Genomic DNA, 14,903 nt, shown 5'->3' with positions numbered 1-14,903 from the left:
GGTTCCACCATGTCCTCCGTGCGTACCGCGCCCCGGTCCCCGTCGCGCGCGCATCCCCGTCCTCGCCGGCTCGGTCCTGGTGACCGCCTCTTTCTGTCGGTGGTCGTCGGCATCCCGCTGATCGCCCTGCTGGTCTTCGTGTGGCTGCCGGCGCTGGCCTCGATCGGTCTGTCCTTCACCAGCTGGGACGGACTGAGCCTGTCCGACATCCACTGGGTCGGACTGGACAACTACCACCAGATCCTCACCAACTACCCGCCGTTCTGGCCCGCCGTCCAGCACAACGTGATCTGGCTGCTGTTCACGGTGCTGCTGCCCGCCCCGTTCGGGGTCTTCCTCGCCTACCAGCTGGACCGCAAGATCCGCTTCACCCGGATCTACCAGACGGCCATCTTCATGCCGATGGTGCTGTCCCTGGCGGTCGTCGGGTTCATGTGGGAGATCATCTACAACCCGGACAACGGGCTGCTGAACGGGGTGATCGGTGCCGTGTCGCCCGGCCATCACATCGACTGGCTGGGCGATCCCAACCTCAACCTCTGGGCCGTACTGGTCGCTTCCGGCTGGCGGCACGCCGGCTACATCATGATTCTCTATCTGGCGGGGCTCAAGGGCTTCGACCCGGCCCTGAAGGAGGCCGCCGCGCTCGACGGTGCCAATGGACGCCAGACCTTCCTGCGGGTGGTGCTCCCGGCCATGAAGCCGGTCAACATCATCGTGGTGGTCGTCACCGTCATGGAGTCCCTGCGCGCCTTCGACATCGTCTACGTACTCGGCGGCGGTACCGGCAGCAAGCCCGGCATGGAGCTGCTGTCCCTCCTGATCACCGACAACATCATCGGTGAGTCCAGCCATATCGGATACGGGTCCGCCCTCGCGGTCATCCTGCTCCTCGTCTCCCTCGCGGCGATCGGCGCCTTCCTCTTCCAGACCTTCCGCAAGGAGGACCAGTGACCGCGACCGTCACGCCGCCGGCTCCCCGGTCACGGACCCCGCTTCCGCGTACCACCGAGGCTCCCCGGGGGCCGAAGCGGCAGACCGGACGGCATCTCATGCTCGGCGGCATCGCGCTGCTGTGGCTCGTTCCGCTGCTGTGGGCCGTCTACACCTCTCTGCGGCCCTACTCCGACACCACGAAGCACGGCTATCTGTCCTGGCCGCGCAGTATCGGTCTGCGGAACTTCGCGGACGCCTGGAGCCAGTCCGGGATGCCGCGCTTCTTCTGGAACTCGGTGCTCATCACCATTCCGGCGGTCCTCGGCACCCTGCTGTTCGCCGCGGCGGTGGCCTTCTTCGTCTCGCGATTCGACTTCCGCTGGAACATCGCGCTGCTGATCCTCTTCACCGCGGGGAACCTGATCCCCGCACAGGTGCTGATCACACCGCTGTACCGGCTGTATCTGCTGGTCCCGCTGCCGTCGTGGATGAGCGATTCCCTGCTCGTCTACAACTCGCTCTGGGGCATCATCTTCATTCATATCGCCTACCAGTGCGGCTTCTGCGTCTTCGTGCTCAGCAACTACATGAAGACGATCCCGAAGGAGATCTTCGAGGCCGCTCTCGTCGACGGCGCTCCGGTGTGGCGCCAGTTCTTCCAGATCGTGCTGCCGCTGTGCCGGCCGGCGTTCGCGGCGCTCGCGACACTGGAATCCATCTGGATCTACAACGACTTCTTCTGGTCCCTCGCGCTGATCGAGACCGGTGACAAGCGTCCGATCACCTCGGCCCTCGCCAATCTGGAGGGCCAGTACTTCACCAACCCGAACCTCATCGCGGCGGGCGCCCTGCTGACCGCGATCCCGACCCTGCTGGTCTACTTCGCCCTCCAGCGCCAGTTCATCAGCGGGCTCACCATCGGCTCGGGCAAGGGCTGAGCCGCGGCCCGACGTACCGCCGACTCGCCGCCGACCGCGAGTGCGGCCGGCCACCACCGTCAGGAACGCACGTCCCCTGCCCGGTTCCACCCGCGCGACCCCCGTGACCCGACAACTGGAGGTGCGACCCCATGCGGTCATCCTCGTACCCCGCCCCGCCGGCGGCCCGGACCGGCTCCGCGCGCCGGACCATGAGAACCATGCTGGTCCTGGCCGTCACCGCCGGTCTCGCCACGGCTGTTCCCGCCGCCGAGGCCACGTCTCCCGTACGGGACACAGCGCCGGCCTCGTCCGCCGTGACCACTGCGCCCGCCGCCGACAACGCCGCCGACATCGCCGACTACGCCGCCAAGCCCTATATGGGCTGGTCCAGTTGGAGCATGCAGTCGTCCAAGTACCCGGGGCTGAACCCGGACGGCGACTACAGCTATCTCACCGAGGCCAACGTCCTGAAGCAGACGGACGCCCTCGCCTCCAAGCTGAAGACGTACGGCTACGACCGCGTCAACATCGACGCCGGCTGGTGGCGTGACAACGACTGGAAACCCGGGTTCGACCAGTACGGGCGGCAGACGAACGACCCGGTCCGGTTCCCCCGCGGCATGAAGCCGGTCGCGGACCACATCCACTCCAAGGGTCTCAAGGCGGGGATCTACCTGCCCGTCGGCCTGGAGAAGGAGGCGTACGGCGAGGGCAAGGTGCCGATCTGGAACGCTCCCGGCTGCACCACCGCCGATATCGTCCACCCGGACCTGCGGACCACCAACGGCTGGGACAGCTCCTACAAGCTGGACTTCGCCAGCCCTTGCGCACAGAAGTACATAGACTCGCAGGCCCAGTTGTTCGCCGACTGGGGTTACGACTTCCTCAAGCTGGACGGCGTGGGCCCCGGCTCGTTCAAGTCCGGTGACAACTACGACAATGTCGCCGACGTCGCCGCCTGGCAGAAGGCCATCGCCGCCACCGGGCGCCCGATCCACCTCCAGCTCTCCTGGTCGCTCGACATCGGCCACGCCGCCGACTGGAAGCGGTACTCCAACGGCTGGCGCATCGACACCGATATCGAGTGTTACTGCAACACCCTCGTCACCTGGGAGAACTCGGTCAACGACCGGTGGGACGACGCCCCCGCGTGGAGCGACAAGGCGGGCCCCGGAGGCTGGAACGACTTCGACGCGATCGATGTCGGCAACGGGGAGATGGACGGCCTCACCAAGGCCGAGCGGCAGAGCTATATGACCCTGTGGGCCATCAGCAAGTCGCCCCTGTACACCGGTGACGACCTCACCAAGCTGGACAGTTACGGTGTCTCGCTGCTGACCAACCGGGAGGTCATCGCCGTCGACCAGAGCGATTCGCCCGTGGCGCGTCCGGTCACCCCGATGGGCGACCAGCAGGTCTGGGGCACCAAGAACTCCGACGGCAGCTACACCGTCGCCCTGTTCAACCTCGGCGACTCGCCGGCCTCCGTCACCGCCCACTGGGCATCCTTCGGGTTCACCGGCGACGCCTCCGTGCGCGACCTGTGGAACAAGGAGAACATCGGGCGCCACAAGAACAGGATCACCGCGGCCCTCCCCGCACACGGCTCGCGGCTGTTCACCGTCAAGCCCGGCGGCCAGACACTGCCCACCACCGGTTACGAGGCCGAGTCCGCGGCGAACACACTGACGGGCAACGCCTCCGTCGCCGGATGCGACGCCTGCTCCGGTGGCCAGAAGGTCGGCAACCTCTATACCGGTGGCAAACTGACGTTCAACGACATCACCGTGAAGAAGGACGGGATCTACACCGTCCGGGTCGGCTACGTCAGCGGCGACGCGCGCTCGGTGACCGTCTCCTCCAACAGCGGTAACGGAAGCAGTCTGAAGTTCCCCTCCACCGGCGACTGGGGCACCGCGAAGACCGTTAGTGTCCAGCTGGCCCTGAAGGCGGGCTCCAACACCATCACGTTCGACAGCGGCAGCGGATACGCGCCCGACCTCGACAGGATCGACGTACCGCACTCCGTCTGACGTAACCCCCCGCGGGGCCCGGTGACACGGCCCGGGCCCCGCGCCGGGCTCCCGGCGGTGCCTTGACCGGCCCCGCACGCCCACCGAGTGATCTCCCGACGTCACACCGACGGCCCGCGGCCGTCGTTCCCGCCTGCGCGTTTCCCCGGATATGGAGTGCACACCCGTGGACATCCCGCACACCCCGCCCACCCCCTCCCCCGACAACCGCCCCAGCCGCAGCCGCAGCCGCAGAGGCTTTCTCGCGCTCACCGCAGCCGGCGCGGCCACCGCGCTCGGTGCTCTGCCCGCCTTCTCCGCCTCGGCGGCCCCGCTCCGCCCCACCGAGTCGCCCTTGCTGTCCCCGGGCGACGCCGCGAGGAACCAGCTGTGGTGGCAGGCTCCCGGCTCCGCCGGCTCGATGATCGAGCAGGGGCTGCCGGTCGGGAACGGACGCCTCGGGGCGCTCGCGAGCAACGACCCCGCCGCCGAACTCCTGCTCATCACCGACGCCACCCTGTGGACCGGCGGGCTCAACGACACACTCCAGAGCGACGGCCAATTCCCCTACGGGCGTGACGACTTCGGTTCGTTCACACTGCTCGCCGAGCTCACGGTCGCCCTCCCGGACCATGACCTGGGCCGCGTCCACAACTACCGCCGCACCCTCGACCTCGCCCAGGGCCTGGTCACCACCTCGTACGACCTCTCCGGTGTCAGCTACCGGCGGCAGATCTTCGCCAGCCGTCCCGATGACTCCATCGTCCTGTACTTCTCCCAGCGCGGCGGCGGCACGTACACCGGCACCATCTCGCTCGCCGGCACACACGGCGAATCCACCAGCGCCAACAGCGCCCGGCGCTACGCGTCGTTCGGCGCCTCCTTCGCCAATGGCCTGAAGTACGGCGCGGCCGTCACCGCCCACAGCGCCACCGGCACGGTCCGGGTGCACGGTACGTCGATCACCTTCAGCGGCTGCCAGGACCTCACCGTCGTCGTCAGCGGTGGCACCAACTACGCGCCCGACGCCGCCGCGGGTTTCCGTAACCCTTCCCTGGAGCCGGAGCGCCTGGCCAGGACCAAGGTCCTCGACGCGGCCGGCCACTCGGCGAACAGTCTGCTGCGCACCCATGTCGCCGACTTCCGGGCCGTGTTCGGACAGTTCGGTATCGACCTCGGCGCGTCGTCCACCGCAAAGCGTGAACTGGACACCTGGGAGCGGGTCCGGGCGCGCGACCGGGACAATGTCCCCGATCCCGAACTCGAAGCCGCCTACCTCCAGTTCGGCCGCTATCTGATGATCTCCGGATCGCGGGGCAGCCTGCCGCTCAACCTCCAGGGCCTGTGGCTGGACGGCAACGACCCGGACTGGATGGGTGATTACCACACCGACATCAATATCCAGATGAACTACTGGCTGGCCGACCGGGCGGGTCTGGCCGACTGCTTCGACGCCTTCACCGACTACTGCCTCGCGCAGCTGCCCGCCTGGACGGAGGTCACCCAGCGGCTGTTCAACAGCCCTGCCAACAGGTACCGCAATTCGAGTGGCACGATCGCCGGCTGGACGGTGGCCATCTCCACCAACCCCTATGGCGGTGGCGGCTGGTGGTGGCATCCGGCCGGCAACGCCTGGCTCTGTCAGAACCTGTTCGAGCACTACGAGTACACCCAGGACCGCGCGTACCTCGGCAGGATCTACCCGCTCCTCAAGGGCGCCGTGGAGTTCTGGGAGACCCGCCTCCTCACCACGACGGTCACCGACGCGTCCGGGGCCTCGCGCGAGGTCCTGATCGCCGACAGCGACTGGTCGCCCGAGCACGGTCCGCTCGACGCCAAGGGCATCACCTACGCCCAGGAACTGGTGTGGAACCTGTTCGACAACTACCGGGCCGCGACCGAGACGCTCGGCCGGGACACCGGCTACGGCAAGACCGTCGACCGGCTGCGGGAGCGGTTGTACCTGCCCGGCGTCAGCCCGAAGACGGGCTGGCTGGAGGAGTGGATGTCACCCGACAATCTCGGCGAGACCACACACCGGCATCTCTCCCCGCTCGTCGGGCTCTTCCCCGGCGACAGGATCCGCCCCGACGGCTCCACACCGAAGGAGATCGTCGACGGCGCGACGGCTCTTCTCGACGCACGCGGCATGAACAGCTTCGGCTGGGCCAACGCCTGGCGCGGCCTGTGCTGGGCGCGGCTGAAGGACGCCGAGAAGGCGTACCAACTCGTCGTCAACAACCTGAAGCCGTCGGCCAACGGCGGCAACGGCAGCGCGATGAACCTCTTCGACATCTACGAGGTCGAGCAGGGGCGGGGCATCTTCCAGATCGACGCGAACTTCGGCACCGCCGCCGCGATCGTCGAGATGCTGGTCTATTCGCGGCCGGGGCATGTCGAGCTGCTGCCCGCGCTGCCAAGGGCGTGGGCGGCCTCCGGCTCGGTGTCGGGCGTGGGCGTCCGGGGCGGCTTCGTCGCCGATGTCAGCTGGCAGAACGGCAAGGTCACCCGCGCGACGCTGAAGAGCGTGGGCGGCCGTGGCACGACCGTAGTCGCCGGTGGCACCACGCGCGAGATCAGCCTCAAGCCCGGTGAGTCCGTGACCCTGCGGAATCTCGGATGAGGGACGACTCGGCACACCCCGGGGGCCGGTGGGCACGGTCCGTGTACCGGCATCGGGTGGTGGGCGTCGTGTGCGCGCTGGTCCTGGCGGTCTGCGGGCCGCTGACCGCCAACTCCGCGGCGCAAGCGGCGCAAGCGGCACAAGCGGCGCAAGCCGCGGAGACGGGGCAGACGGCGCCCACGGCCGGACAGGGCACGCACACCGTGGTCACCTGGGGCGCCAGTGCGGAGCAGCAGGGCCCCGGCCCCGCCGACCGCGGCTACCGGCTGATCGTACGCACCAGCGTCGGCGGTACGGGCCTGCGTATCCGGCTCTCCAACGCCTTCGGCGACCACCCGGTCACCTTCGCGAGCGCCTACGCGGGGCTGCGGAAGCAGGGGGCCGAGCTGGTGCGCGGCTCCAACCGCCGGCTGACGTTCGGCCGGGCCGCGTCCGTCACCGTACCGGCGGGTGAGACCGTGCTGAGCGATCCGCTGCCCGGGAAGCTGGCCGCCGAGAGCGATCTCGCCGTCAGCCTGTATGTGACGGGTGCCCAGGGGCCGACGACCGGTCACGGCATGGCCATGCAGACCTCCTACGCGGCCGCCGGTGACCACGCCGCGGAGGAGGGCGCGGCCAACTGGACCGATCCGATGGGCTCTTGGTACTGGCTGGACGCCGTCAGCGTGGAGACGTCCGCGAAGGTGGGCGCGGTGGTGACCCTCGGGGACTCCATCACCGACGGATGGGCCTCGACCACGGACGGGAACCGCCGCTGGCCCGACTATCTGTCCCGGCGGCTCCAGGCCGCGTCCGGCACCACCGTGAAGGGGGTCGCGAACGAGGGCATCTCGGGCAACAAGGTGCTCGCGGACGGGGCCGGAGAGTCCGCGCTGAACAGGCTGGGGCGTGATGTGCTCTCCCAGCCCGGGGTCAGCACGGTCTTCCTGTTCGAGGGCATCAACGACATCAAGGCCCACACCGGTGTCACGGCGGACGAGCTGATCGCCGGCTACCGGCAGATCATCGACCGGGCGCACGCCGCGGGGAAGTGTGTCGTCGGTGCGACCGTCATGCCGTTCATGGGCTGGTACGAGTACGACGCCGAGGCCGAGGCCGTACGCCAGGGTGTCAACGACTGGATCAGGAACAGCGGCGCGTTCGACGCCGTGACGGATTTCGACAGGATCACCCGTAACCCCTACGACCAGCGGCGGATCCTGCCGTTCTTCGACGGCGGCGACCATCTCCACCCGAACGACAAGGGCATGCAGGCGATGGCCGACGCCGTCGATCTGTCCGCTCTGCGGTGCGCTCGCTGAGCCGCGCGCGGTTCCTCATGAACGCCGTGGCCGGACTGACCAGCACCACCGGGAAGCCGGCTCCCGCGCCGATGGGGAGCGCCGGCGAGAGCATGCACTTCGTGCGCTGTTCGGTCACGGTGTCGAAGCACCGGAATCGCGCGGACGACACGCGGTGCGGGGTGAAGTTGTTCATGGTTCATGGCCCAGACGCCGAAGCCGAGGAGTCCTAGCTCTGGTCGTCCGAGCTCGGGCGCCGGTCCGAACGTCCCGCCCGGCTCACGAGCTCACCCGCCATCCGGGTCGCGCCGGCCACCGCGCGCACCCAGCGCGGGCCGCCCCGCGCCGCCCACACGACGCAGACGCACCCTCCGACGGTGAGCACGAGAACGCCTGACAAGACGAGCACGAGCACGCTCATCCCCCTCCTTCTGTCGCGGTCCGCGTAATCCTCTCAGCCCCCGGGATCGGCTGTCGCGGTGGGCCAGGTCAGGACGGGCGGTAGACGGCCGCGGCGATCTGCGCGAAGGAGCGGATGAGCGGGCCGGTGTCGGTGGTGTTCCAGGCGATGACGAGGTCGCTGGATGGCTTGTCGGTCAAGGGGACGCAGGTGAGGCCGTCTGGAAGGGCGTGGGTGAGCAATGTCAGGCCCACGCTCCCGTCCCACAGGATGGACTGAAGGCATTCGTGTACGGTCCGCACGACTGGGCCGTCGCGCCGCGCCGCGGCGGACGGGGGGGCCGCTCCAGTAGGCCCGCCAGGCGGGATCGGTCCCTTCGGGCAGCTGGAACCAGCGCCGGTCCGCGAGGTCGTCCAGGCGCAGGCTCTCGTGGCCCGCGAGCGGATCGTCTGCTCTCAGGACCACGCCGACAGGGTCGGAGCGCAGGACGCGGACGGTGATGCCGGTGTCGTCGAAGGGCGCCCGGGTCAGAGCCACGTCCACGAGGCCGGTCCGGAGTCCGGCGGTCGGATCGGTCAGGTCGGCCTCGCGGATACGGACGCGGGTGGTGGGGTGCTGGTGCCGGTAGGCGGCGGCCAGTCGTGTGCCGACCTGTTCGGCACTGTCGGCGAGGGTGCCGACGGTGAGGGTGGCGGCGCCCGCCACGGCCGTTACCCGCGTACGGACTTGTTCGGCCTGGGCCAGCAGGGTGCGTGCCTCTTCGTGGAGCGCGGTCCCCGCGGTGGTGAGCGCGACTCCGGTGTGCGAGCGGTGCAGCAGGGTGCAGCCGAGCTCGGTCTCCAGCTGCTGGATCGCCCGGCTCAGCGGCGGCTGGGTCATGTGCAGTCGCGCGGCGGCCCGGCCGAAGTGGAGTTCTTCGGCGACCGCCACGAAGTAGCGCAGCGTCCGTAGGTCCATCAGCAGCGACGATACCCGCACGGTATCGGCCTGAGGGAACGGGTGTTGGACGCCTTGGGCACCCCCGCGCTGGACTGGGACCACCACCCGCCCCGGCCTGCCACGGCACGCACCGAACGCCGCTGTGCGCGGTGCCCGCCGCCGGGCGCGGTGCGACTGTCAGCACTACCGAGGAGCCACGATGGCCGAACACAGCCTGCCGGACCCCGTCGTAGACGTCACAGACGTACGGGAACTCGCCCACGACCTGGTGGTCATCCCGAATCGGCGGGTCCAGCTCGTGCCGAACATCGGCGTCATCGGCGGCCGGCACTCCGTTCTGGTCGTCGAGACGGGCATGGGTCCCGGCAACGCGGAGAAGGTGCTGGAGTTCGCGGCCGACCGGGCCGACGGGCGTCGGCTCTTCCTGACCACGACGCATTTTCACCCGGAGCACGCGTTCGGGGCACAGGTCTTCGCCGGCGAGGCGACGTTCCTGATCAACCGGGCCCAGGCCGAGGACCTGACGGTGAAGGGCCCCGGCTATCTCGACATGTTCAGGGGGCTCGGCGAGCCGGTCGCGCGCCAACTGGAGGGAGTCGCACTGGCACAGCCCGATGTTGTCTACGACCAGGCGTACGACCTGGACCTGGGAGGCCGGGTCGTACAGCTACGGGCCACCGGCCGGGCGCACAGCAGGGGCGACCAGGTGGTCAGGGTGCCGGATGCGGATGTCCTGTTCACGGGGGACCTCGTGGAGTCCGGTCAGTTCGCCATCTTCCCGTGGTTCCCGCCCTACGACACCGATGTCTCCGGCATCCGCTGGCTGAGTGTGATGCGACGGCTGGCAGCCGAGGGCGCGGGGATCGTGGTGCCCGGCCACGGTGAGGTCGGCGGCCCGCGGCTGCTGGCGGACGTACGCGACTACCTGCGGCTCCTGCGCGACGAGACATGGATCCGTCGCGATTCCGCGGCCAGTGAGCGGACGATCATCGACGAGATCTCGGCACTGATGATCGAGCGGCACCCGGACTGGGCCGGCCAGGAGTGGATCGAGAAGGGCGTCGGCTGCCTCTGCTCCGAACACCCCGCCTGAGACCCGGACGCCCCGCCTGGGACCCGGACGCCTCGCCTGGGACAACGGGCGTAGAGGGCGGGATCGGCCGCGGTCACCATCCCGCCCTCCTAGGTCCTGTCCGACCGGACAGGACCTGGCCGGGTGACTCGGTGAGTCAGTTGCCGTCAGCGGCCTTGGGGGCCGCTTGCTGGACTACCTCGAAGGACCACAGGCTGGAGCCGGAAGCCGCCGGCTTCTGCTGAGGGGAGCCGTCTCCGCCGCGCTGGTGGGCCGCCTTCATGGGGCCTTCCATCCATGCCTGGAAGTCGGCCTCGCTGCGCCAGCGCGTGTAGACGAGGTACTGATCGGTGCCCTCGACCGGGCGCAGCAGCTCGAACCACTCGAATCCGTCGGAGTTCTCCACCGACCCCGCGCGGGACGCGAAGCGCTTCTCCAGCACCTCACGCTGTTCCGCCGGAACCTGCAGCACATTGATCTTGACGATGCTCATGGCTCCATCTTGCCTCAGCGCGTCGGCCACTCGTCGGCCACCCGTCGGGCGACGTCATGAGGACAGCCGATCCGCGGCTCCTTGCGCGCGAGCGTACCGCCGCACGCTCAAGGACGAGCCTTCATTCCACAGACCGTGCCGCGCGGGCGCGTTGGATCGATACTGAAGCTGAACGGCGTGCCTCTCCGTTCCCGACCCGACCCTGCCCGCGCGGCCGGAACCTGCCCGATCCGACTCGATCCGACCCGACCCGAGGGAGCTGACCATGCGTCAGGAAACCCGAGCCACCGGGAAGCGCCCGGATCGCCACCAGCAGCACATGGCTTGACCTGCGAACACGCTGAGCAGAGGGACATCTGTCGGCCGACTTAGGAGTCACCCATGAAAATGCTCATCAATGTGCCGGAGACGGTCGTCGCGGATGCCCTGCGAGGTATGGCCGCCGCGCATCCCGGGCTCTCCGTCGATGTGGACAACCGTGTGGTGGTACGGGGCGACGCGCCCGTCGCGGGGAAGGTGGGGCTCGTGTCCGGGGGCGGGTCCGGGCATGAGCCGTTGCATGCCGGGTTCGTCGGGCCCGGGATGCTCTCCGCCGCCTGTCCCGGTGAGGTGTTCACGTCTCCCGTGCCCGATCAGATGGTGCGGGCCGCCGCCGCGGTCGACAGCGGGGCCGGGGTGCTGTTCATCGTCAAGAACTACACCGGGGACGTCCTGAACTTCGACATGGCCGCCGAGCTGGCCGAGGACGAGGGCGTTCAGATCGCGAAGATCCTGGTCAACGACGATGTGGCGGTGACCGACAGTCTCTATACGGCGGGGCGGCGCGGTACGGGCGCGACGTTGTTCGTCGAGAAGCTGGCGGGGGCCGCCGCCGAGGAGGGGCAGCCGCTGGAGCGGGTCGAGGCGATCGGCCGGCGGGTGAACGAGAGCGCGCGGAGCTTCGGTGTCGCCCTGACCGCCGTCAGCACACCCGCCAAGGGCAGCCCGACCTTCGACCTGCCCGAGGGCGAGCTGGAGCTGGGCATCGGGATCCATGGCGAGCCCGGCCGTGAGCGGCGCGCGATGATGACGTCGCACGAGATCGCGGACTTCGCCGTGAACGCGGTGCTTGAGGATCTGCGGCCGTCGGGTCCGGTGATCGCTCTGGTCAACGGCATGGGCGGCACACCTCTGCTGGAGCTGTACGGATTCAACGCCGAGGTCCAGCGGGTGCTGGGCGAGCGGGGCGTAGCGGTGGCCCGTACGCTCGTCGGCAACTATGTGACCTCGCTCGACATGGCAGGCTGCTCGGTGACTCTCTGCCAGGTCGACGAGGAGCTGCTGCGGCTGTGGGACGCGCCGGTCGAGACCGCCGCGCTCCGCTGGGGGCGCTGAGTACGACGGGAATCCGGCACGGCAGGGACGGACAGCAGGGTCGGCAGGGAACGACCCACGGGGCGAGGAGATCACGTGACCGATCAGAATCCCGGCCGGATGCTCGACACCGGCTTCTTCCGCGACTGGCTGACCGCGACGGCCGCCGCGGTGGAGCGTGAGGCGGACCGGCTCACCGAGTTGGACTCGGCCATCGGCGACGCGGACCACGGCAGCAATATGCTGCGCGGTTTCCGGGCGGTCGTGACCGTACTGGAGAAGGAGCAGCCGGTCGGCCCGGGTGCCGTACTGACGCTGGCGGGACGCCGGCTCATCTCCACGGTGGGCGGCGCGTCCGGGCCGCTGTACGGGACGCTGCTGCGGCGTACGGGCAAGGCACTCGGCGACGCCACCGAGGTGACGTCCGCGCAGCTGACCGAGGCGCTGCGTACGGGGGTGGCGGCGGTGGCCCAGCTGGGCGGGGCGAAGGCCGGCGACAAGACGATGCTCGACGCGCTGGAGCCCGCGGTCGAGGCGCTGGGCACCTCGTTCGCGGCGGCGGCGGAAGCGGCGGACCAAGGGGCTCTGGCGACCGTACCGCTCCAGGCGCGCAAGGGCAGGGCGAGCTATCTGGGCGAGCGGAGCATCGGGCACCAGGATCCGGGGGCCACCTCCTCCGCCCTGCTGATCGGCGCGCTCGCGGAAACGGCGGGGGCGACGGAATGAGCATCGAGGCGCCGGTGGGCATCGTGCTGGTGTCGCACAGCGGGCCGGTCGCCGTGGCCGTCGCGGCGCTGGCGCGGGGGCTGGCGGGCGGCGGCGCGACCGCCCCGGTGGCGGCGGCGGGCGGCACCCCGGACGGCGGGCTCGGCACCAGCTCCGAGCTGATCGTGGCCGCCGCCGCCGAGGTGGACCGGGGCGCCGGGATCGCGATCCTGGTGGATCTCGGCAGCGCCGTGCTGACGGTGAAGTCGCTGCTCGCCGAGGGGGACGAACTGCCGGAGGGTGCCCGGCTGGTGGACGCGCCCTTCGTGGAGGGCGCGGTGGCCGCGATGGTCACCGCCTCGGCGGGCGGCGACCTGGACGCGGTGGCGGCCGCGGCGGCGGAGGCGTACCAATACCACAAGGAATGATCCGTCGAGTGAGCCGGTAGGTGCCCCGGCGTATGACCCGGGCGTCGCGGGCCGCCGGGCGAGACTTCGCGGACACGGCCCAGGAGTGGCGCATGACATCGGACGAGTCGGACCCCCCAGCCTCTTCGGCCTCTTCGGCCTCTTCGGCCTCTTCGGCCGCTTCTGAGCGGGCGGAGTCGAGGGCGGAACCCGGCGAGGGAGCGCGCTGTCTGGTCACCGGAGCCACGGGATACCTCGGCGGCCGGCTGGTGCCCGAGCTGCTGGACGCGGGCCATACGGTGCGCTGTCTGGCCCGGTCGCCGGACAAGCTGCGTGATCATCCCTGGGCCGGCCGTACCGAGGTGGTACGGGGCGATGTGACCGACCCCGAATCGGTCGGGGCGGCCATGGACGGCGTCGACGTGGCGTACTACCTGGTGCACGCGCTGGGTACGGGACGGGACTTCGCGGCCACGGACCGCCGGGCCGCCGAGATCTTCGCGGCACGGGCCAAGGCCGCGGGCGTACGGCGCGTCGTCTATCTCGGCGGTCTCACCCCGGCCGGGGTCCCGGAGCGTGAACTCTCGCCGCATCTGCGCTCGCGCGCCGAGGTCGGCCGTATCCTCCTCGGCTCCGGAGTGCCGACGGTGGTGCTGCGCGCCGCGGTCATCATCGGCTCGGGGTCCGCCTCGTTCGAGATGCTGCGCTATCTGACGGAGCGGCTGCCCGTGATGGTGACGCCGAGCTGGGTGCGTACGTCCATCCAGCCGATCGCGGTCCGCGATGTACTGCGCCTGCTCGTGGGCTGCGCGCGGCTGCCCGCCGAGGTCTGCCGGGCCTTCGACATCGGCGGCCCCGACGTGCTGACGTACCGGGACATGATGCGCCGGTACGCGGCGGTGGCCGGGCTGCCTCGGCGGCTCATCCTTCCGGTGCCCGTTCTGACACCGGGGCTGTCCAGCCACTGGATCGGTCTGGTGACGCCGGTCCCCCGTTCGATCGCCCGGCCGCTGGCGGAGTCCCTGCGTCATGAGGTCATCTGCCGCGAACGGGACATCACGCGGTACGTCCCCGATCCCCCGGGAGGTCCTGTCCCGTTCGACCGCGCGGTCGAACTGGCCCTGCGGCGCGTCCAGGACGCCCAGGTGACCACCCGCTGGTCGTCCGCGTCCGTACCGGGCGCGCCGAGCGATCCGCTGCCCACCGACCCGGACTGGGCGGGCGGCAGCCTCTACACCGACCGCCGCGAACTGACCGTGAACGCGTCCGGCACCTCGCTGTGGCGCGTGATCGAGGGAATCGGCGGTGACAACGGCTGGTATTCGTTCCCACTGGCCTGGGCGGTACGGGGATGGCTCGACCGGTTCGTCGGCGGGGTCGGACTGCGCCGGGGCAGACGGGATGCCGCGCGGCTGCGGGTCGGTGACTCACTGGACTTCTGGCGGGTGGAGGAGATCGAGCCGGGCCGGCTGCTGCGGCTGCGCGCGGAGATGCGGCTGCCCGGGCTCGCCTGGCTGGAGCTGCGCGCGGACCCGGACGGCGGCGACCGTACGGTGTACCGGCAGCGGGCGCTGTTCCATCCGCGAGGGCTGCTCGGCCACGCGTACTGGTGGAGCGTCTCGCCGTTCCACTCCGTGGTGTTCGGCGGGATGGCCCGCAATATCGCGCGGGCGGCCGAGGCCCATGAGGCGGCCGGGGCCGAAGCCGAAGCAGGAGCCGGAGAGCCCGCGCGGAACTGACCGCCGACGCGGGCGCGGGGGGCG

Annotated in this window: 13 protein-coding genes; 10 read left to right on the top strand and 3 right to left on the bottom strand. The window is 70.0% G+C overall.

What is annotated here, in order from left to right; all coding sequences use genetic code 11:
• Positions 1–9: 9 nt before the first annotated feature.
• From ACFRMN_RS05030 to ACFRMN_RS05010, 5 genes are all read left to right on the top strand, one after another.
• On the top strand, positions 10–954 hold the full coding sequence (locus ACFRMN_RS05030) for a carbohydrate ABC transporter permease (RefSeq protein WP_383013354.1): 945 nt from the start codon (positions 10–12) through the stop codon (positions 952–954).
• The gene (locus tag ACFRMN_RS05025; RefSeq protein ID WP_383013351.1) at positions 951–1,874 is read left to right on the top strand and encodes a carbohydrate ABC transporter permease; all 924 of its coding nucleotides are present in this window, start codon (positions 951–953) and stop codon (positions 1,872–1,874) included. The genes ACFRMN_RS05030 and ACFRMN_RS05025 overlap by 4 nt, the downstream gene beginning before the upstream one ends.
• 131 nt (positions 1,875–2,005) lie before the next feature.
• Positions 2,006–3,889, top strand: coding sequence for an alpha-galactosidase D (locus tag ACFRMN_RS05020; protein WP_383013348.1), 1,884 nt, complete (start codon positions 2,006–2,008; stop codon positions 3,887–3,889).
• A 172-nt stretch (positions 3,890–4,061) separates the two neighbouring features.
• On the top strand, positions 4,062–6,491 hold the full coding sequence (locus ACFRMN_RS05015; protein ID WP_383013757.1) for a glycoside hydrolase N-terminal domain-containing protein: 2,430 nt from the start codon (positions 4,062–4,064) through the stop codon (positions 6,489–6,491).
• Positions 6,488–7,792, top strand: a complete 1,305-nt coding sequence (locus tag ACFRMN_RS05010) for an SGNH/GDSL hydrolase family protein (RefSeq protein ID WP_383013345.1) — start codon at positions 6,488–6,490, stop codon at positions 7,790–7,792. The genes ACFRMN_RS05015 and ACFRMN_RS05010 overlap by 4 nt, the downstream gene beginning before the upstream one ends.
• Positions 7,793–8,000: 208 nt before the next feature.
• Here the strand turns inward: ACFRMN_RS05010 and ACFRMN_RS05005 are convergent, their stop codons facing one another.
• Both ACFRMN_RS05005 and ACFRMN_RS05000 read right to left on the bottom strand, forming a co-directional pair.
• Positions 8,001–8,192 (bottom strand): hypothetical protein, encoded by a 192-nt coding sequence (locus ACFRMN_RS05005; RefSeq protein WP_383013342.1) that lies wholly within the window; start codon positions 8,190–8,192, stop codon positions 8,001–8,003.
• Positions 8,193–8,225: 33 nt separating this feature from the next.
• Positions 8,226–9,128 (bottom strand): LysR family transcriptional regulator, encoded by a 903-nt coding sequence (locus tag ACFRMN_RS05000; RefSeq protein WP_383013339.1) that lies wholly within the window; start codon positions 9,126–9,128, stop codon positions 8,226–8,228.
• A 181-nt stretch (positions 9,129–9,309) separates the two neighbouring features.
• Here ACFRMN_RS05000 and ACFRMN_RS04995 point away from each other — a divergent pair, with 181 nt between their 5' ends.
• Positions 9,310–10,203 (top strand): MBL fold metallo-hydrolase, encoded by an 894-nt coding sequence (locus ACFRMN_RS04995; RefSeq protein ID WP_383013336.1) that lies wholly within the window; start codon positions 9,310–9,312, stop codon positions 10,201–10,203.
• A gap of 136 nt (positions 10,204–10,339) precedes the next feature.
• Here ACFRMN_RS04995 and ACFRMN_RS04990 read toward each other — a convergent pair whose 3' ends face one another.
• Positions 10,340–10,675 (bottom strand): antibiotic biosynthesis monooxygenase family protein, encoded by a 336-nt coding sequence (locus ACFRMN_RS04990; RefSeq protein WP_383013333.1) that lies wholly within the window; start codon positions 10,673–10,675, stop codon positions 10,340–10,342.
• Between the two features lie 381 nt (positions 10,676–11,056).
• Between ACFRMN_RS04990 and dhaK the strand changes: the two genes are divergently transcribed.
• The 4 genes from dhaK (at position 11,057) to ACFRMN_RS04970 (ending at position 14,879) form a co-directional block, all read left to right on the top strand.
• Positions 11,057–12,049, top strand: coding sequence for a dihydroxyacetone kinase subunit DhaK (dhaK, locus tag ACFRMN_RS04985; protein ID WP_383013330.1), 993 nt, complete (start codon positions 11,057–11,059; stop codon positions 12,047–12,049).
• 99 nt (positions 12,050–12,148) lie between these two features.
• Positions 12,149–12,754: a dihydroxyacetone kinase subunit DhaL gene (dhaL, locus tag ACFRMN_RS04980; RefSeq protein ID WP_383013753.1), complete on the top strand. Its 606-nt coding sequence runs from the start codon at positions 12,149–12,151 to the stop codon at positions 12,752–12,754.
• Positions 12,751–13,161, top strand: a complete 411-nt coding sequence (locus tag ACFRMN_RS04975) for a PTS-dependent dihydroxyacetone kinase phosphotransferase subunit DhaM (RefSeq protein WP_383013327.1) — start codon at positions 12,751–12,753, stop codon at positions 13,159–13,161. Before dhaL ends, ACFRMN_RS04975 begins: the two co-directional genes overlap by 4 nt.
• Before the next feature lie 92 nt (positions 13,162–13,253).
• Entirely contained in the window at positions 13,254–14,879 is a 1,626-nt protein-coding gene (locus ACFRMN_RS04970) for an SDR family oxidoreductase (RefSeq protein WP_383013324.1), read from the top strand.
• Positions 14,880–14,903 lie beyond the last annotated feature (24 nt).

It is taken from the genome of Streptomyces sp. NPDC056835, assembly GCF_042789485.1.
Classification (GTDB): Bacteria; Actinomycetota; Actinomycetes; order Streptomycetales; family Streptomycetaceae; genus Streptomyces.
Note: the sequence above shows the minus strand (reverse complement) of the source record. Positions and strands in the feature narration are given on the sequence as shown.

Bases quoted from the DNA above. Each gene is read 5' to 3' on its own strand.
- ACFRMN_RS05030 (WP_383013354.1), top strand. From the start codon at position 10: ATGTCCTCCGTGCGTACCGCGCCCCGGTCCCCGTCGCGCGCGCATCCC.
- ACFRMN_RS05020 (WP_383013348.1), top strand. From the start codon at position 2,006: ATGCGGTCATCCTCGTACCCCGCCCCGCCGGCGGCCCGGACCGGCTCC.
- ACFRMN_RS05010 (WP_383013345.1), top strand. From the start codon at position 6,488: ATGAGGGACGACTCGGCACACCCCGGGGGCCGGTGGGCACGGTCCGTG.
- ACFRMN_RS05005 (WP_383013342.1), bottom strand. From the start codon at position 8,192: ATGAGCGTGCTCGTGCTCGTCTTGTCAGGCGTTCTCGTGCTCACCGTC.
- ACFRMN_RS05000 (WP_383013339.1), bottom strand. From the start codon at position 9,128: ATGGACCTACGGACGCTGCGCTACTTCGTGGCGGTCGCCGAAGAACTC.
- ACFRMN_RS04995 (WP_383013336.1), top strand. From the start codon at position 9,310: ATGGCCGAACACAGCCTGCCGGACCCCGTCGTAGACGTCACAGACGTA.
- ACFRMN_RS04990 (WP_383013333.1), bottom strand. From the start codon at position 10,675: ATGAGCATCGTCAAGATCAATGTGCTGCAGGTTCCGGCGGAACAGCGT.
- dhaK (WP_383013330.1), top strand. From the start codon at position 11,057: ATGAAAATGCTCATCAATGTGCCGGAGACGGTCGTCGCGGATGCCCTG.
- dhaL (WP_383013753.1), top strand. From the start codon at position 12,149: ATGCTCGACACCGGCTTCTTCCGCGACTGGCTGACCGCGACGGCCGCC.
- ACFRMN_RS04975 (WP_383013327.1), top strand. From the start codon at position 12,751: ATGAGCATCGAGGCGCCGGTGGGCATCGTGCTGGTGTCGCACAGCGGG.
- ACFRMN_RS04970 (WP_383013324.1), top strand. From the start codon at position 13,254: ATGACATCGGACGAGTCGGACCCCCCAGCCTCTTCGGCCTCTTCGGCC.